This window comes from Streptomyces albidoflavus (assembly GCF_000719955.1).
Classification (GTDB): domain Bacteria; phylum Actinomycetota; class Actinomycetes; order Streptomycetales; family Streptomycetaceae; genus Streptomyces; species Streptomyces albidoflavus.
Window position 1 is genome coordinate 1 of the sequence record NZ_JOII01000014.1, and the last position, 16,554, is coordinate 16,554.

The following is a 16,554-nucleotide window of genomic DNA, read 5'->3' on the forward strand; positions in this document are numbered from 1 at the left end:
TTTCCGCACCTCGGCGTCGGGGGGCGGATTCGGGGCGGGTGACGGCGTCCCGGAGCGAGACGATGGCCCGAATCCGCACGTCAGGGCTCTCGTCCTCCAGAGCATGCAGCAGCCCGTCGAACGCCTCCTCGTCTGCGGAGTGTCGCCCCAGCAGGATCACTGCGGCCTCCCGCACCCCAGCGTCCTCGTCCGTGCCGGCCGCCAGCAGGAGGTCCAGCGCCCCGTCACGGTCGGAAAGGGCTCTGAGGGCTCGCACGCGTACGGTCGGCTCGGGATCTCCTGCCGCCTTCACCAGAGCGTCAGCCACGTCCTCCGCGTGGTCAGGCCACTCCTCCATCGCGGCGACGGCGGCTTTCCGCACCTCGGCGTCGGGGTCGGTCAGCGATCGCCGGACCGCGGCCCCACCCACTCCGGTGGGGAACTTGCCCCCGAACGCCCGGAGGACCGTCGCCCTGTCCTCGGGCTCGGACTCGTCCAGCGCCGACAGTGCGGTCTTCCTCGTTTCCTCGTGCTCGGGCCAGAAGACAGCGGTCGCGGAGTAGGCGAATTCGCGCACCTCGGCATCGTCATCCGCTGTGGCGAGGAGGACCAGCTTGCGGGCTTTGTCGCCGCTGCGGAGGAAGCGGCTTACCTGGCTCGACAGCGCCGTGCGGCGTGCTTCTGGGGCCTTCTCGGTCAGCCCTGCTTCGAGAGCCGCGAGTGCTCGGTCCCCGGGAAAGACGGCCAGCGCGGCCAGGGCCGCCCTCCGGATGTGAGGCACATCTGAATCGCTGGCGGTCAACAACGTGTCGAGGCAATCCGGTCGATCTGCCCAGTACCTCAGGGAATCGATCGCGGCCACGCGCGTTTCGACATGGCCGGCGGAGACCCCGGCGAGTACAGCGGCGTACGCCCGTTCCTCATGCGGCCACAGCCTGCCCAGAAGCGAGAAGGCTTCAGGCCGATGGGCCATCCCTTCACCCGCGGCCACTCGCAGTACGTAGTCGAGGCCCTTCTCCTTCGCGGACCACCTGGACAGCTCAGGCAGCAGATGGTGACCGGCCCTGTCGCCCCACGGATCGTCCAGCAACCTCAACGCCTCATCGATGTCCCGTGTCAGCGAGGCCACCACCCAAGCCGCCTGCGAATTACCGGAACCCGCCGCAACGCGCCCCCGGTACCACCGCAAGTAGCGCTCACGCCCGCTCCAGAAATGATCGAACGTCCGCAGGGCTGGCCGAGGGGGTCGGAAGGGGCTCCAGTTCACCGTGTGGAAGATCAACGCATCCACGATCGCGTCGCTCTGGGCCCCCACCGACAGCGCGGCCCTCTTTCGGTCCTCCCGGGGAGGCCCCACCTCCTCCACCTCGGCCAGCACCCGCACGGCCAGCGGGAGCATCGGCCCCCGGACCGCTTCCGACGCCCAGTACAACTCCAACAACCGCCCCAGAAACGCCGCCACATCCTTCTGGCGCAGCTTCCCCGCCATCAGCAACAACACCTCGTGCCAGGCCGGCTCCTGCGCCCGTTCCGCGAGCAGCGCGACCAGTTCCTCCCGCTCCCACTCTTCCTCGTCCCGCCGCCGCAGCAGATCCAGCGCCGCCAGGTACTCCATGAAGGTCCGGTGCACGAAGCCGTAAAGGCCGCCGCCGTAATGAGCCAGCAGAAAGTTCCGCGTGCGCAGGTGATCGACCAGTTCCCTCGCCGCCGCCATGGCCACCGAGGCCCCGACATTGGACTCCACCAGGAAGTCGCGGACGATCTCGATCAGGTCGTCGTGGTGGATGAAGGTCCCGGCCGGTGAACCCACGCCCTCCTGCATGCGCCGCGCCACCCGCTCCAGCAGCTTGAGCCGGCGGCTGACTGTCAACCCCTCCAGCGCATGCGCCACATCCGTCGTACAAGGAGTCGGCGGCGCCAGCAGCTTGGCGTCCCTGTCCCAGCGCTCGATCAGTACCTCGATGGCATGGTCGTACATCTCCCGGCGCTCACGCGGAATCGTCCGGCTCTGCCCGATCGCCGCGAGGATCGTGAGCAGCAGCGGATTCCCTGCCAGTTCACCGACGGAGCCCACGTCCCGTACGGCGCCCAGCATCCGGTCGATACGGCGTTCGGCGAGCTGCGGGTCGTCGGGATAGGCCGCCCGGTACCAGCGCCGTACGAACTCCTCCACCTGCTCGCGCGTCAGATCCTCCAACATCAGCTGGCAGAAGTCGGCGTTCACGAACTCGTGCGACTGGTAGCCGTACTCGCGCGAGGTGACGATCACCCGGCACCGCGGGTACTTCGCGGCGAAGGCGGTGATGCGGCGGGCCATCGCCGCCCGCCTGCCGGGGTCGAAGACCTCGTCCAGCCCGTCGAAGAGGACGACGGCCTCACCGTCCTGGAGCAGCCGCGTCAACAGCTCACGCGGCAGCGGCAGGTACGCCTGCGTGTGCGCCCGCTCGATGAAGTCCTCAAGGGTGTCGCCCCACGCCTCCGGTACGGCGTACTCCCGCAGCTCCACCAGCACCGGCACCAGCCCCTCCAACGGGGCCAGTTCCTCCGGTACCGCTTCCAGCCCTCCCGCCAGCGCGAGGGCGAGGTACTTGGCCAGCGTCGACTTGCCCGCCCCCGGGTCGCCCAGCACGACCGCCCGCCGCCCGCCCTCCTCGGCCAGCGCGGCGAGCACCGGACGCGGCTGCTCCTCCCGCTGGGGGAGTTCGGCGGCCCGCGCTTCCAGCTCGTCGACCAGTTCCCCGCGCGTCCGCAGGGCCTGCCGCAGCTCCTCCCGCATCCGGGGCACGTAGGACTTGGCCAACTGCGGCATGAACACCTGCCGTACCTCGATCATCGCCTGCTCGCCCGCCATGCCGGAGGGCCCGAGCACGTCGAGGTTGAGGCGGCGGTGCCGGTTCCGCACGCGTTCCAGGTAGAGGCCGATGTGGGCGCGCTTCTCAGCGGCGTCGGCCCCGGCAGCGGTGACGGGCTCTTCCCGTTCCTCGTGGGCCTCGCGCAGCAACCGGTCCCACTGCCCCTTGTTCGCCTTCCGCCAAGCAGGGGCGATCGTGCCGTCCGCCCGCAGGCTCGCCTCGCCGGCCCACGCCGACCAGACGGCCACCACCGCGAGCAGCGCACCGAAATCCTGTGGCAGCTTGCACTTGTCCGCGCGGGCAGGCGCCCAGTCGCTGACCCGCTGCCCGCTGAACGTCCCGGTCCCCGGCTCCCCCGTGCGCCGGACCGCCGCCTGCAACCGCTTCTGCGTCCCCTCCCGCCCCCGCGCCGCCTCGGCCTCCACCCGCAGGTCGTTCAGCCTCCGCCGCAGCAGCTCGGCCTTCGGCCCGCGCTTCGGTCCGTCCGACTCGGCAGCCATCTCGGCCCTCCCTCGCCCGCCCCGCCCGTCCCGTACCCGGCGGGCGTCGCTCCCCACCCCGTCCGACCGGCAGCGTAGGCACGAACACGCCCGCCTCGCCCGCCACTTCGGACAGCTCACCCACCCGCGACGCACAGTCGTGTCAACGCCGGGCCCGGCCACCGCACATTCGCCGCTCGACACGACCTCGGGAGCGCCACCATGCCCACCACCACGCCTCCACCCGCCCGCCGCAAGCTCTCGCACCTCGCCCTGCGCCGCGCCGTCCTCTCCCTGGCCGCGACGGCGGGTCCGGCCCTGCTCCTCGTCCTGGAGTGGTGGCTGACCAAGGGGTGACGGCGAGTCAGCCGCAGGCCGGGGCGTGAAACCGGTTCCCTCGGTCAGAGCGTCCTGTACGGCGTCCCCCCACACCCCTGACCGAGAGGAACCACCCCGTGCACCCCAGCACCTCCCGTCCCTCCCGCCGCACCCTGTTGACCGCCACGGCGGGGGCCGCTCTGGCCGCCGCCACGCTCGTACCCGGTACCGCGCACGCCTCCTCCGGCGGGCGGGGCCACGGCCACGGTTCCGGTTCCGTCTCCGACGCCGAACGGCGGCTCGCGGGGCTGGAGCGGGCCAGTGGGGCGCGGCTCGGGGTGTACGCGTACGACACGGGGAGCGGGCGGACGGTCGCGTACCGGGCCGACGAGCTGTTCCCGATGTGTTCGGTGTTCAAGACGCTGTCGTCGGCGGCCGTTCTGCGGGACCTCGACCGGAACGGGGAGTTCCTGTCCCGCCGGATCTTCTACACGCAGGACGACGTGGAGCAGGCCGACGGCGCCCCCGAGACGGGCAAGCCGGAGAACCTGGCCAACGGCATGACCGTCGAGGAGTTGTGCGAGGTCTCCATCACCGCCTCCGACAACTGCGCCGCCAACCTCATGCTGCGCGAGCTGGGCGGGCCCGCCGCCGTCACCCGGTTCGTCCGCTCGCTCGGTGACCGGGTCACCCGGCTCGACCGCTGGGAGCCGGAGCTGAACTCCGCCGAGCCCGGCCGCGTCACCGACACCACCTCGCCGCGCGCCATCACCCGCACCTACGGCCGCCTCGTCCTCGGCGACGCCCTGAACCCGCGCGACCGCCGCCTGCTCACCAGCTGGCTCCTGGCCAACACCACGAGCGGCGACCGGTTCCGCGCGGGGCTCCCGGACGACTGGACCCTCGGCGACAAGACCGGCGCCGGCCGCTACGGCACCAACAACGACGCGGGCGTCACCTGGCCCCCCGGCCGCGCGCCGATCGTCCTGACCGTCCTCACGGCCAAGACCGAGCAGGACGCCGCCCGCGACGACGGGCTCGTCGCGGACGCGGCCCGGGTACTGGCGGAGACGCTGGGCTGAGGGACCGGCCGCCCCGCGTGAGGGCCCGCGCCGGTACGCCCGGCGGGCCCTCGCGGTGGGGGCAGCCGGCGCGTGCCGGGGCGGGCCGGGGACGTCAGAGCGACGTGCGGAGCATGGTGACCGCCGCGATCAGGACCACGACGCCGACCACGCGCGTCATCGTGTAGCCGGCCCTGGTGGGCTCGGTCGCGTCGTAGTCCTTCACGAAGGGCTTCTGCAGCGGCCGGTTGAGCCGCCACAGGAGTTGCGGTCTCACGACCTGCACGAGGGCCATCGCGACGAACAGACTGAGCAGCACCACATACACCGACGGTCACCCTCTTCGTGAAGGAAGCGTGGACGGTGACGTCTTCCCCGGCTCGGCTCCCCGACTCCTCGCCGGGCCGGGGGCGCGCCCTACGCCCCCAGCACCCCGCGCCACTCCCCCACCGCCGAGGCCGCCACCGGCCCCTCCCACCCCTGCGGCCGTGCCGCTCCGCCGATGTGGAAGGCCGTGATCCCCGCGGCCAGCAGGTCGGGGAGGTGGGTGAGATGCAGCCCGCCGCCGACCATGAGGACGGGTTCGTAGCCCGGTTCGGCGGTGTGGGTGAGGGCGGCCTCGGCGAGGAGGGTGGGGAGGCCGTCGGTGACGCCGGCGGGGGAGCCGGCGGTGAGGTAGGTGTCGAGGCCGGGGAGGTCGGCGAGGTGCTTGCGGAGGGATTCGCGGGAGGCGGCCCGGTCGATGGCGCGGTGGAAGGTCCAGCGGGCCGGGGCCGGGTCGGCGAGGACGGCCAGGAGCGCGTCGAGGGCGCGCAGGTCGGGGCCGCCGGTCTCGTCGAGGAAGCCGAAGACGAACTCGTCGGCGCCCGCGTCGCGCAGGGCGCGGGCGGTCTCGGTGAGGGCGCGCAGGTCGGCGGGGGTGCCGACGGAGAAGCCGTCGGAGGCGCGGAGCATCACCCGGACGGGCAGCGGGACGGCGGCCCGGACCTCGCGGAAGGTGGCGAGGGAGGGGGTGAGGCCGTCGGCGGCCATGTCGGTGACCAGTTCCAGCCGGTCGGCTCCGCCTTCGGCCGCCGCGACGGCGTCCCGTGCGTCGAGGGCGATCACCTCCAGGAGGGCGCGCTTGTTCATGGGTGACCCCTATTCCGACCGCCGGTTCCGACGACCACCGCTGCCTGTCCCGCTGACCGGCAACACGATGAGCAATGTGTCAATTATGGGTAATGCGGACATCTCCGACCAGTACGTGCCACACGCGGCGCGATAGGTCTAGTCCAATGCACCACCCTACGCGGCGCGGGCCCGCCACGGCAGGGTGACTCCGGACAGAGCCGGGCCGGGCGGCCACAATGGGGCCATGGCCTCCGTACCCGCCGGGCCCGCCCCGGCCGCCGACCCCCGCCCCGCCCTGGTCGCCCGCTGGGTCGCCACCGTCGACGCCGTACGCGGGCCGGACGCGGCGGGTCCGGCCCCCGAGCCGTACGCCGAGAACCTGCTCGGCCGGTGGGACGAGCCGCAGCGGGCGTACCACACGGTGGCGCACCTGACGGCGGTGCTCGACCGGATCGACCTGCTGGCCGCGCACTCCTACGCCGAGGACATCGAACTGGTGCGCCTGGCCGCCTGGTTCCACGACGCGGTCTACCTGCCCGAGCGGGACAACAACGAGGAGCGCAGCGCCCGCCTCGCCGAACGCGCCCTGGCCGAACTGGGCCTGGACGAACGGCGCGTCGCCGAGGTGGTCCGCCTGGTCCGCCTCACCCTCAGCCACGACCCGGCCGACGCCGACGGCAACGGCGCCGTCCTGTGCGACGCCGACCTCGGGGTGCTGGCCGGCAGCCCCGAGGAGTACGCGGCGTACGCCTCGGCCGTGCGCACCGAGTACGGGTTCGTCGAGGGCGAGACCTTCCGGGCCGTCCGCGCCGAGCTGCTCCTCCAGATGCTGGAGCGGCCCGCGCTGTTCCGCACGGAGTACGGGCACCGGCACTGGGAGGAGCAGGCGCGGCAGAACCTGCGGACGGAGCTGGATCTGCTGGTGATGTGAGGGCCCCCGCGCCGGGCCGCGGGGCGTTCCCCCCGTTCCGGTGGAACGCGAACCGGCCGGCCCTCCGGGGGATGTGAGGGCCGGCCGGCGTTCGTGGGGACGGAGATCAGGCGGGGGCGTCCGCGGAGCCGGGGACGGCGTAGGAGCCGATGATCCTGATCAGGATGCCGTTGGCGTGGCGCAGCTCCTCGTTCTCCGCCTCCAGGCGGGAGATCCGGCGCTCGGTCAGCCGGCACGGCTGGTAAAGGAGTTCCGCTCGGGCAGGATCGGGATGCAGGTCGTAATCCACGTTCTTCCCTCCGGGATCGGTGCTGGGACGTAGGGGGCTGTCGCGGGTCAGGCCGTGAGGTTGCGCCTGGTCTCGGCGGCCAGGAAGGCCGCGCCGAGCATGAGCAGGGCCGCCGCGTAGAAGAGAGGCGTGGGACCGGCGGGGGCGCCCGCGTCCCGTACGGCGCCCATGAAGTCGAGGGCCGCGACCTTGTTGACCACCAGGTACCAGATCGGCAGGTAGACCGCCTGGAACACCCGGTGTGTGCGGCAGACGACGCCGAGCAGCATGGCGAGCGAGGGGATGAACAGCACCCCGGCCAGCCAGGCGGCGAGGCCCGGGAGATCGGCCGCGAGGGCCATCCGGATCAGCGGGGCCACCCCCAGGACCGCCGTCAGGACGACACCGGAGCCCCATTCGGCCAGCAGCCTCCGGCGGACCGCCGGGTAGGCGCCCAGCAGCCCCTCCATGCCGTGCTCGACCTGCTGGCTGCCCAGCCGGGACCAGATCAGCACGGGCCAGATCCAGACGGCGGGCAGGACGAGCCCGGTGACGAGGCCGGCGGGGACGGCGAGTCCGGCCACGGTCAGCGCGGCGGCCACCGCCCACCACCACGGGGAGACGCCTCCGACCAGGATGCGCACCTCCCCGGCGAGGAGCCTGCCGAAGGTGCCGCCGCCGCTCTCGGTGGCCGTCTTCGGCAGGGTCAGGGCCGCGGTGGGGGCCGGACGGTACACGGGGACGGCCGTCTGCCCGGTGTCGCCCGCCCCGGACAGGGCGGCGGCCTCGTCCTCGGCCCCGGCCTTCGCGGCGGCGCCGCGCCGGTCGCGCGAGGGGTCGAAGCGGCCGAACCAGAAGGCCGGGAGCAGGGCCAGCGCCACCGCGATCACCACGATCAGCAGGCGGCTCGCGAGGAACCCGCCGGCGAGTTCGAACCCGTCCCAGCGGAAGGGCGTCAGGGGTTCCGCGATCTGGGTGAGCCCGAGGCTGAAGGTGCGGTCGCCGCCCTTGCCCAGCTCCTCGGTCAGGGCCGCGTCCATCGAGTCGATGGCCCGGCCGACGCCCAGCCCGCCGAGGGGAGCGTCGGAGGACTGCCCGCCGATCCCCACCACCAGGGCGACGAAGAACCAGATCACGTTGCCGACGCCGCCGCGTAGCACCGGGACGGTCTCGAAGAGCACGGCCGCGGCGGCGGTGAGCGCCAGCAGCGGCAGGGCCAGCACCAGGAAGGGCTTGAGCAAGGCGATCAGGTCGATGCCGCGGTCCTCGCCGCGCATCAGCTGCATGGCGAGCGCGGTGACCGCCAGCACGCCGAGCATCGAGACCAGCACCAGGAAGCTGCTGAGGAACTTGGAGGCGAGGAACAGGGCGGTGCGGACGGGGGTGGCGGCCAGGATCTGGCCGACCCGGGTCTCCTCGTCCCGGGCGATGCCCTTGCGGACGACGTAGAAGCCGCCCAGGGTGAGCCAGAGCGCCCCCGCCAGGGCGGTGGCCACGCCGACGTACGCGCTGTTGTACGTGCCCCGGTACTCGCCGAGCGCGAGGATCACCCACCGGCCGTCGGCCGGGGGCACCGCCAGGTAGCCGAGGCCGACGGCGGCCAGCAGGACCACCAGGTAGACGGGGCGGCGCACCCGGTCCTTGAAGTCCCCGGCGGTCAGGCCGGGCAGGGCTCTCAGGTTCATCGCCGCACCGCCGGGCGGTCGTCGCTGCGCCGGTCCGCGGCGCCCCGGATGACTCCGAGGTAGGCGTCCTCCAGGTCCGGGGCGACCTGGGTGGCCTCGCCGACCGGGGGCTGGGCCGACAGGACCCGCAGCCGCACTCCGGCGGAGGTGCGGATCATGCGGCTGACCACGTAGTGGCTCTGCACGGCGGAGACGGCGGAGGGGTCGACGAGGATCTCCCAGACCCGCCCCTCCAGGTCCCCCATCAGCTCCTCGGGGGCGCCCCGGCGCAGCAGCCGGCCGCCGGCCATGACCGCGATGTCGGAGGCGACGGACTCCACGTCGGAGACGATGTGGGTCGACAGCATCACCACGCGGTCGGCGGAGAGGTCGCTCAGCAGGTTGCGGAACCGGACCCGCTCCTCGGGGTCGAGGCCGGCGGTGGGTTCGTCGACCACGATCACCCGGGGGTCGCCGAGCAGCGCCTGGGCGATGCCGACACGGCGCAGCATGCCGCCCGAGTAGGCGCCCAGCGGCCGCTTGACCGCCTCGGTGAGGTTGACCAGTTCCAGCAACTCCTCGATGCGCGCCTTGGCCGATCGGGCGGAGAGCCCTTTGGCGGCGGCGAGGTAGGCGAGGAATTCGCGGGAGGTCAGGTGGGGGTAGACCCCGAAGTCCTGCGGCAGGTAGCCGAGGTGGCGGCGGATCGCGTCCGGGTCGGCGGTGAGGTCGGTGCCCTCGTAGCGCAGGGTTCCGCTGGTGGGCCTGGTCACCGTGGAGATGATCCGCATCAGGGAGGACTTGCCGGCGCCGTTGGGGCCGAGGAGTCCCACCATCCCGTGACCGAGGGTCATGGACAGGCCGTCGACCGCGCGTTTGCCCCCCTTGTAGACCTTCGTGATGTCGGTCAGCTCAAGCATCGTCTCCGCCTTCTCGCCTTCTCCGGCCGCTCCGGCCGGCAGTTCTGCGTACGTGGTGGGGTGCTGCCCCGGGGCCGGCTCGCGGCCCGGTCAGCCCTTGAGGTCGGTGGCCTTGCCGTTGCGCAGGACGGTCAGGTCACGCGGGACCTCCACGCGGAACTTGGTGTCGCAGTCGGCCAGGCCGCTGCAGGAGGCGTCCAGGTCGAGCGTGTCACCCTTCAACTCCCAGGTGATGTCGCTGCCGCCGAGCGAGGCACCCTCGTGGAACCAGAGGGTGACGCGGACGTCCTCGATGTCGGCGGGGACCAGGTCGGTCGGGTTGTCGTTGGTGCGGACGTTCAGCTTCTTGCCGCTGAAGGGGAACGCCTTCTCCTGCGGGTCGGCCTTCTTCGCGTCGGCGCAGCCGGTCGTGGTGAGCAGCAGGCCGGCGGTGAGGGCGATCAGGGCGGCGGCGGTCCTGCCGCGGGTGTTCTTCTTGGCTCGGGTGAACATCGGGTGCTCCGTCTCCGGTCGGATGGTGATGGCTCAAGATTTCCGGAGTACGGGTCCCCTGCCATCTGCCGTTCGGCAGATATCGGGGGCGGGGCTTCACGGCCCGACGGTGGGGCCTAGGGGGTGTCCAGCGGCAGCACGCCGATCACGGTCCAGCCGGCCGGGCCGGGGCCCGCCTCAAGGCTGCCCCGCAGGCCGGTGAAGCGCTCGGTCAGCGCCACCAGGCCCGTACCGCCGTCGGCGCGGGGGGCGGGGGCGGGCCCGGTGGGGCGCCCGCCGTCGTCGGAGACGGCGACCCTGAGCCCGTGTGCGTCGCGGCCCACCGCGACCGTCACCAGGCGGGCGTCGGGGGCGTGCCGGCGGATGTTGGTCAGTGCCTCGATGACCAGGCGGTACGCGGCGTCCTCGGTCTCCCGGGGGAGTGTCCCGGCCAGTCCGGGCGGCAGGTCGAGGGCGGTACGGACGCTGCCCGAGCCCTCGAAGCGCCCGAGCAGGCCGGCCAGGTCGTCGAGACCGTGCACGCGGGTGGCCGGGGGTTCCGTCCGGGTGCCGGGTTCGCGCAGGACCCGCAGGGTGTCGTCCATGGAGGACAGGGCCCGCTGGCCGGCCGCCTCCAGCCGCTCCAGCAGTTCCCTGGTGCCCGCCTCGTCGTAGTCGACGAGGCGCGCCGCCTGGGTCTCCAGCAGGATGCCGGTCACCTCGTGGGCGACGAAGTCGTGCAGGTCCCGGGCGACCTGGAGGCGCTGGTCGCGCCGGGCCCGGTTGATCGCCTCGGCCCGGCGTTCGTCCTGGGCGCGCTGGTGCAGCCCGATCCCCGCCGCGGCGAGGGCGAGGACGGCGGCCGCCAGGACGCCGAGGACCGACTGCTCCAGCACGCTGTGGGAGTTCTTCAGCGAGAAGCGCAGGGGCAGGACGACGGCGGCGGCCGCGGTGAGCGTCCCCAGGGCGGCGGCCGGGAGCACGGGCGCCCGGCGCACCACCCGCAGCAACAGCACCAGCAGGGCCGTCAGTTCGAAGGGCAGCCAGGGCAGGGCCCACTTGACCTCCGCCCAGCCGTCGCTGGTCAGCAGGAAGCCGAGGTCTCCCAGGACGGAGAGGGCCGAGGTGGCCGCGACCGCCCTCGGCAGCGTGAGGCCGCCAAGGGGGTAGCGCGCCATGGAGGCCACCACGGCGACGGCGGTGGGGATCACCACGAACAGCGCTTCGAGGGGTGCCACGAAGGCGGGGAGGACAACCAGGCAGGTCACCAGGGCGCAGACCGTGGCCCGGCGGTTGGAGTCACGCGTCATGTCAGTCCGCATGGGGGCGAGCGTACGCACGACGGGGCCGCCTGATATCTGCCGTTCGGCAGAGGCGGAAGCGGACCGCCCCTGCCCGGCGGCCTCACTTCGGGCGGCGGCTGAAGGTGTATCCGCGCTCGAAGGCCCGGACGGCGATGCCGACCCGGTTCCGCACCCCGAACTTCCGCTGGATGGCGGCCACATGGGTCTTGACCGTGCCCGGGGAGATGAAGAGTTCGGCGGCGATGTCGGCGTTGGTGCCGCCTTCGGCGACCAGCGCGGCGATCTCGCCCTCCCGCTCGGTCAGCGCCTCCGCGCGGGGCTCCGGGTCGCCCGGCGCCCGGTTGCCGGTGACGTGCCGCAGCAGCCGCACCGTGACGGACGGGCTGATCAGGCTGTCCCCGGCCATGGCGGCGCGGACCGCCTCCACCAGCAGGGCGGGGCCCGAGCGCTTCAGCAGGAACCCGGAGGCGCCGTTGCGCAGCGCCGGGTACACGTACTCGTCGAGGTCGAAGGTGGTGACGACGATGACCTTGGGCCGCGGTTCGGGCGCCTGGGGTCCCGCCAGCCGCCGGACCACCTCCAGACCGTCCATCCGGGGCATCCTGATGTCCGCCAGGACCACGTCCGGCTGGAGGCGGCGGGCGACCTCCACCGCCTCCACCCCGTCGGCCGCCTCGCCGACCACCTCCATGCCCTGCTGGTTGTCGAAGATGACCCGCATACCCCGCCGGACCATCTCCTGATCGTCGACGAGCACCAGTTTCACCGTCATGGAGGCAGCTTGTCAGCAATTCAGCTCTGCCGCGCCACGCTCTTCGGACGCATGTCGGTCCAGTTCTCGTCCACGTAGGCCACGGCCGTCGCGCGGTCGGCGTCGGGGAGGACCACCGTCCACCCGGCGGGCACTTCGGCGAAGACGGGCCACAGCGAGTGCTGCCCCTCCTCGTTGACCAGGACGTGGAAGACGCCGTCCGCGTCGTCGAACGGGTTGCCGCCGCTCATGAGACTCCTCCTTGTACGGGGATTCTGACCCTCCCGGCCGGAGCGCCGGGACGCAGTGTCGGGGGTACGGCGAAGGAAGCCTCCTGCCGGTGCCGCTGGAGCAGCGCCATACCGAGGGACGTGAGGATGTGGATGGCCTTGTTGCGGTTGCGGGACGTCGTGATGAGGCCGGCCCGCCGCAGCACCGCCGCGTGCTTGCTGGCCCCGGCGAGCGAGATGCCGAGGCGGTCGGCCAGCTCCCCGGTGCTGCAGCTGTCCGTGAGCGCCTGGAGCGCCGCCGCCCTGGTGTGCCCGACGAGGGCGCCGAGCGCGGAGTCGTCCGGCTCGACCAGCCCGAACCAGGTGTCGCGGCGGCGCTCGGTGCTGGTCGGGAACGACAGGACCGGCCCGCCGCTCTCCCGCTCCCTGTCGATGAAGACGCAGGACTGCCCCCCGAGGAAGAAGGAGGGGCTGAGGACGAGGCCCCGGCCGCCGAGGTGGATGTCCCGGTCGGGACCGTCGTGGATCTCCAGCACCGAGTTGTGCCAGTGCAGTTTGGGGTGGAGGTTGTCCAGCAGCCGCTCGATGCCGTTGGTGATGACGATGCGGGCGCGCACCTCCCGGACCTTCTCCAGCTCGCTCTTGACCCCGCTCCAGTACGGCATGACGGCCACACGGACGAACGCGGCGAGCAGGGACCGGTTGACGGTGGTGTCCTCCTGCGGTTCGTGGCCCACGCACTGGCCGAGCGCGGCGAGCAGGGCGTGCGGGTTCCGGGTCCGCTCGGCGAGCGCCTCCAGTTCGTCCACGTAGAGATCGAGTTCCGCCCGCACCCGGTGCCGCCACGGCCTCAGCACGGCGTCGCCGCTGTGGGCGAAGAGGTGCAGCGCGAAGGCCCCCTCCACCATGGGGCCTAAGCCCGCCACCATTCTGGACTGCGCGAGTTCACTCGCGGTGAAATGAATCCTCAACATCGCTTCTCCCCCGTTGCGATCGATTAGTGGTGATCGGTCGTGAGCACAGCACCCCCGCGAAGCGTCTCGGCGTACGAGAAGACGTGGCCGCGTCCCACGTCCACCGGGGCCAGTGAGGCGAAGTCCTCCCCCAGGACCTCGTGGAAGCCGAGCCGCGCCGCTCCGCTCCACACCGGCGAGAACTCGACGCCGCTGACCTCCGAGGCCACGAGGACCGAGGGCATGGCGCCGGTGGCCGCCCAGTCGGGGAAGGTCAGGGTGTGGGCGAGGGGCACGTCGTGCAGGGCCGGCGGGGTGTCCGAGACCTCCTCCAGCGAGACGGTGGCCTCCACCGCCCGCCGCCCGTACACGGAGAGGCTGCCGGCGAAGAGCCCGCCCTTGCCGAGACGGGGGGCGGAGCGCCCGAGCGTGGCGGCCCGGCTCATGTGCACGTCCCCGAACTGCTTGGGCATGCCCTGCACCCAGCCCCGCATCATCGGCACCGGCTGGTCCACCCAGGCGAAGGGGCAGCGTGCCATCGCGCGCCCCTCGAACTCGCAGGCCAGCAGGATCAGGAACTCCGAGAAGCGGTTCCTGGCCGGATCGGTGAGTTCCTCACCCGAGTCGGAGCACCACTGCCAGTCGGCGAAGACCGCCGCGGCGGCGCCGATGTCCGGCCCGGGGCTCAGCCCCGGTGGCAGGAAGGCGGCCGCGGCGCCGGGGTCCACCCGGTAGTCGACCATCACGACCTCGCCGGTGAAGTGCCACGGCGGCGGCGTCAGCATGGACGCCTCGCCGGACGGGGACAGCGGAAGGCTGTATCCCCGCGGTCCCGCGGTGCCGCGGTCCCCTCCTGCTCCGGCGCGCGCCGTTCCCTCGGTCAGCATGAACCTTTCCCCTCCTGGTGTCGGGCCGGGTCGTGCAGGTGCGTGGCGAGTCGTCGGCCCGCGCGCTCCAGCAGACCGGGTGGGTTGAAGGCGTAGGAGAGGCGTACCGCGGTACGTCCGGCATGGCCGAAACGTGATCCCGGCGCGATCCTCATCCTCGACGCGAAAGCTTTGGCTATCAATTGCTCTTCCGGTAAACCCGGGGCGCATTCCAGCCAGAGAAAGAACCCGCCGCGCGAGGGGGTCGCGGTCCACCCGCAGGCCCCCGCCGAGGTGAGTCCCCTCAGCAGCGCGGCACGGCGCTCGCGCAGCCCGGCACGCAGGACCGGCAGGTGCCGGTCGTACGCCCCGTCCTCCAGCAGCCGCGTGACCATCATCGACATGGTGTGGTTGAGCGCGCCGCCGCTCTGGACCAGGCCGTGCCCGGCGAGCCGCCCGACCAGGCCGGGCTCACCCGTCAGCCAGCCCAGCCGCAGGCCGGGGGCCAGGGTCTTGGCGAAGGTGCGCAGCCGCAGGACACCCCGGTGACCGGCGATCCCGGCCATGGAGGGCACCGGCTCGCCCGGGTCCAGCGCCAGCTCGGCGTAGGCGTCGTCCTCGACGACGAGCACGCCGTGCCGGGCCGCCACCGAGAGCAGCTCCTCGCGCCGGGCGCGGGAGAAGGTGCGGCCGGTGGGGTTGTGGAAGGTCGGTGTGGCGTAGAGGAAGGCCACGCGGCGTCCCTCGGCACGGACCGCCCGCGCCGCCTCGTCCAGGGCGGGCACGCTCGTGCCGCCCTCGTCCGAGGCGATCCGCCGCAGCAGCAGCCCGCAGTCGGTGAAGAGCCGCTGGGCCAGGTCGTAACTGGCCTCGTCCAGCAGGACCACGTCACCGGGGCGGGCGAGGGTGGTGGCGATCAGGTGCAGCGCCTGGGAGGTGCCGGCGGTCAGCATCACCTGCTCCGGGCCGGCGAAGTCCGGGTCGTCCGGCGTGCGCTCGGCGAGGAGCGCCCGAAGCCGCAGCGCGCCCTGGTTCTCGCCGTAAGTCAGCGCGGCCGGGCCGTACTCGGCCAGCGCCCGGCCCGCCGCGTCCGCCAGGAGTTCCACCGGGAGCAGGGCGGGGTCCAGGTACCCGGGGGCGAGGTCGTCCACCCCGGGCGGGGCGACGTCCTGCACCACCCCGCGCACCCAGTGACCCCGCCCCGGTACCGCGGCCACCGTGGCGGCTGAGGTCACCGCGTCTCCAGGACGGTCCGCAGGACCTGGACGGACTTCTCCAGCGGCTCGGTGGAGCGGGAGAGGGCGATGCGCACCATGTGGTCGCCGTCCGAGGGCTCGGCCCAGTGGAACTGCCGGCAGGGCAGGGCGAAGACGTGGTGGCGCTGGAGCTCCTCCCAGACCTCGGTGCCGGTGCGTCCCGCGAAGGCCACCCGCTCCACGCTGCTGCGGCTCTCGGGGTCGGGGAAGCTGACGCCCTCCACCCCGGCGAGGGCCCGGCGGACCACCGAGCGGTTGTGGAGGATGAAGGCGTGCAGGTCGGCCAGGCCGCCGTCGGCCGCGTCACGGGAGAACTCGCGGATGAGCGCGAGGATGAGCGGGGAGACGCCGAGCAGGATGTCCGAGTAGATCTTCTCGACGGGCAGGCCGATGTCCTCGGAGAAGACCAGCAGTCCGGCCTTGAGGTCGAGCGTCGGCCAGAGTTTGCCGGTGTCCTCGATGACGACCCAGCGGCAGCCGGCCTCCTGGAGCACCGCGTAGTGGTCGTAGTGGGCGGCGGCGTCGAAGCCGCGGAAGGAGGTGTCGAGGGCCAGTACGGTGCCGTGCTCGGCGCACTGCTCGGCGAGGCGGCGCAGCCGCTCCTCGGCCAGGACGCGGCCGGTGGGGTTGTTGGGGGTCGTCACGAAGACGCAGCCCACCGAGGAGAGAAGTTCGGCGGAGAGGTCCGCGCCGTGCAGGGCGTCCTCCTCGACGGGGACGAGGTCCAGGCCGTTGCCGCGCAGCAGGTCGGCGATGTTGTCGAAGGTCGGGTGCACCAGCGCGACCCGGTCCACCGACGCGGAGAGCGATCTCGCGAGGATCTCCATGGAGACGGACGAGGAGTAGCAGCTCAGGACACGGCCGGGCTCCGCCGGGTAGCCGTGCTGGCCGAGCAGGGTGAAGTACGCCTGGTGGGCCTCGCTCTCGATCTGCTGGACCGGGCGCTGCTCGCTCTCCGCCCACAGGACGGGCAGTTCGTTCACGATCTTCTGCTGCCCGGGGCTCAGCGCCTGCCGGGCGTGGCCGTCCGCGATGTTCAGCTCACTGTTGAGGGCCAGGTACTCCCACTGGGTGAGGTTCTCCTTGAGCTGGGGCTGGGTCGTCACGATGTCATCCTCGGGTCTGGGTGGTCTGGGTG

General features: G+C 72.6%; 17 protein-coding genes. 3 read left to right on the top strand and 14 right to left on the bottom strand.

The window, feature by feature from the left end:
• The coding region (locus IF45_RS31925; RefSeq protein WP_030308115.1) for a HEAT repeat domain-containing protein at window positions 1-3,331 on the bottom strand (3,331 nt) is incomplete at its 3' end.
• A 201-nt stretch (window positions 3,332-3,532) separates the two neighbouring features.
• Between IF45_RS31925 and IF45_RS33950 the strand changes: the two genes are divergently transcribed.
• Both IF45_RS33950 and bla2a read left to right on the top strand, forming a co-directional pair.
• On the top strand, window positions 3,533-3,667 hold the full coding sequence (locus IF45_RS33950) for a hypothetical protein (RefSeq protein WP_256671085.1): 135 nt from the start codon (window positions 3,533-3,535) through the stop codon (window positions 3,665-3,667).
• Between the two features lie 98 nt (window positions 3,668-3,765).
• A complete protein-coding gene (bla2a, locus tag IF45_RS0116595) occupies window positions 3,766-4,710 on the top strand; it encodes an Exo family class A beta-lactamase (protein ID WP_030308117.1) in 945 nt (314 codons plus the stop codon).
• 94 nt (window positions 4,711-4,804) lie between these two features.
• Here the strand turns inward: bla2a and IF45_RS0116600 are convergent, their stop codons facing one another.
• Window positions 4,805-5,017: a DUF6199 family natural product biosynthesis protein gene (locus tag IF45_RS0116600; protein WP_030308119.1), complete on the bottom strand. Its 213-nt coding sequence runs from the start codon at window positions 5,015-5,017 to the stop codon at window positions 4,805-4,807.
• An 89-nt stretch (window positions 5,018-5,106) separates the two neighbouring features.
• On the bottom strand, window positions 5,107-5,820 hold the full coding sequence (locus IF45_RS0116605) for a copper homeostasis protein CutC (protein ID WP_030308120.1): 714 nt from the start codon (window positions 5,818-5,820) through the stop codon (window positions 5,107-5,109).
• Window positions 5,821-6,046: 226 nt separating this feature from the next.
• On the opposite strand from IF45_RS0116605, the gene IF45_RS0116610 reads away from it, so the two are divergent.
• Window positions 6,047-6,733 carry an HD domain-containing protein gene (locus IF45_RS0116610; protein ID WP_008406848.1) on the top strand — a complete coding sequence of 229 codons (687 nt, stop codon included), beginning with the start codon at window positions 6,047-6,049 and terminating at the stop codon, window positions 6,731-6,733.
• A gap of 106 nt (window positions 6,734-6,839) precedes the next feature.
• On the opposite strand, the gene IF45_RS0116615 is transcribed toward IF45_RS0116610, so the two are convergent.
• The 11 genes from IF45_RS0116615 to mppP all read right to left on the bottom strand — a co-directional run bounded on the left by IF45_RS0116615 (window position 6,840) and on the right by mppP (window position 16,522).
• Window positions 6,840-7,022 (bottom strand): hypothetical protein, encoded by a 183-nt coding sequence (locus IF45_RS0116615; RefSeq protein ID WP_030308122.1) that lies wholly within the window; start codon window positions 7,020-7,022, stop codon window positions 6,840-6,842.
• Window positions 7,023-7,069: 47 nt separating this feature from the next.
• A complete protein-coding gene (locus IF45_RS0116620) occupies window positions 7,070-8,686 on the bottom strand; it encodes an ABC transporter permease (protein WP_030308124.1) in 1,617 nt (538 codons plus the stop codon).
• Entirely contained in the window at window positions 8,683-9,585 is a 903-nt protein-coding gene (locus tag IF45_RS0116625; protein WP_030308126.1) for an ABC transporter ATP-binding protein, read from the bottom strand. The genes IF45_RS0116620 and IF45_RS0116625 overlap by 4 nt, the downstream gene beginning before the upstream one ends.
• Window positions 9,586-9,675: 90 nt before the next feature.
• On the bottom strand, window positions 9,676-10,077 hold the full coding sequence (locus IF45_RS0116630; RefSeq protein WP_030308128.1) for a hypothetical protein: 402 nt from the start codon (window positions 10,075-10,077) through the stop codon (window positions 9,676-9,678).
• A gap of 116 nt (window positions 10,078-10,193) precedes the next feature.
• Window positions 10,194-11,378, bottom strand: a complete 1,185-nt coding sequence (locus IF45_RS0116635; RefSeq protein ID WP_030308130.1) for a sensor histidine kinase — start codon at window positions 11,376-11,378, stop codon at window positions 10,194-10,196.
• Between the two features lie 82 nt (window positions 11,379-11,460).
• Window positions 11,461-12,132 (bottom strand): response regulator, encoded by a 672-nt coding sequence (locus IF45_RS0116640; RefSeq protein ID WP_030308132.1) that lies wholly within the window; start codon window positions 12,130-12,132, stop codon window positions 11,461-11,463.
• Between the two features lie 20 nt (window positions 12,133-12,152).
• On the bottom strand, window positions 12,153-12,362 hold the full coding sequence (locus IF45_RS0116645) for an MbtH family protein (protein ID WP_030308134.1): 210 nt from the start codon (window positions 12,360-12,362) through the stop codon (window positions 12,153-12,155).
• On the bottom strand, window positions 12,359-13,249 hold the full coding sequence (locus IF45_RS0116650) for an ArsR/SmtB family transcription factor (protein WP_049978120.1): 891 nt from the start codon (window positions 13,247-13,249) through the stop codon (window positions 12,359-12,361). The genes IF45_RS0116645 and IF45_RS0116650 overlap by 4 nt, the downstream gene beginning before the upstream one ends.
• A gap of 89 nt (window positions 13,250-13,338) precedes the next feature.
• Entirely contained in the window at window positions 13,339-14,181 is an 843-nt protein-coding gene (gene mppR / locus IF45_RS0116655; protein WP_049978121.1) for an enduracididine biosynthesis enzyme MppR, read from the bottom strand.
• A complete protein-coding gene (locus tag IF45_RS0116660; RefSeq protein ID WP_051720702.1) occupies window positions 14,175-15,395 on the bottom strand; it encodes an aminotransferase class I/II-fold pyridoxal phosphate-dependent enzyme in 1,221 nt (406 codons plus the stop codon). The genes mppR and IF45_RS0116660 overlap by 7 nt, the downstream gene beginning before the upstream one ends.
• Window positions 15,392-16,522, bottom strand: coding sequence for an enduracididine biosynthesis enzyme MppP (gene mppP, locus IF45_RS0116665; protein WP_234344630.1), 1,131 nt, complete (start codon window positions 16,520-16,522; stop codon window positions 15,392-15,394). The genes IF45_RS0116660 and mppP overlap by 4 nt, the downstream gene beginning before the upstream one ends.
• Window positions 16,523-16,554: the final 32 nt, after the last annotated feature.

What these genes read in the sequence shown, in the direction of transcription:
- IF45_RS33950 (WP_256671085.1), top strand. Translation starts at nt 3,533, where the DNA reads ATGCCCACCACCACGCCTCCACCCGCCCGCCGCAAGCTCTCGCACCTC.
- IF45_RS0116605 (WP_030308120.1), bottom strand. Translation starts at nt 5,820, where the DNA reads ATGAACAAGCGCGCCCTCCTGGAGGTGATCGCCCTCGACGCACGGGAC.
- IF45_RS0116610 (WP_008406848.1), top strand. Translation starts at nt 6,047, where the DNA reads ATGGCCTCCGTACCCGCCGGGCCCGCCCCGGCCGCCGACCCCCGCCCC.
- IF45_RS0116620 (WP_030308124.1), bottom strand. Translation starts at nt 8,686, where the DNA reads ATGAACCTGAGAGCCCTGCCCGGCCTGACCGCCGGGGACTTCAAGGAC.
- IF45_RS0116625 (WP_030308126.1), bottom strand. Translation starts at nt 9,585, where the DNA reads ATGCTTGAGCTGACCGACATCACGAAGGTCTACAAGGGGGGCAAACGC.
- IF45_RS0116630 (WP_030308128.1), bottom strand. Translation starts at nt 10,077, where the DNA reads ATGTTCACCCGAGCCAAGAAGAACACCCGCGGCAGGACCGCCGCCGCC.
- IF45_RS0116635 (WP_030308130.1), bottom strand. Translation starts at nt 11,378, where the DNA reads ATGCGGACTGACATGACGCGTGACTCCAACCGCCGGGCCACGGTCTGC.
- IF45_RS0116640 (WP_030308132.1), bottom strand. Translation starts at nt 12,132, where the DNA reads ATGACGGTGAAACTGGTGCTCGTCGACGATCAGGAGATGGTCCGGCGG.
- IF45_RS0116645 (WP_030308134.1), bottom strand. Translation starts at nt 12,362, where the DNA reads ATGAGCGGCGGCAACCCGTTCGACGACGCGGACGGCGTCTTCCACGTC.
- IF45_RS0116650 (WP_049978120.1), bottom strand. Translation starts at nt 13,249, where the DNA reads ATGGTGGAGGGGGCCTTCGCGCTGCACCTCTTCGCCCACAGCGGCGAC.
- mppR (WP_049978121.1), bottom strand. Translation starts at nt 14,181, where the DNA reads ATGCTGACCGAGGGAACGGCGCGCGCCGGAGCAGGAGGGGACCGCGGC.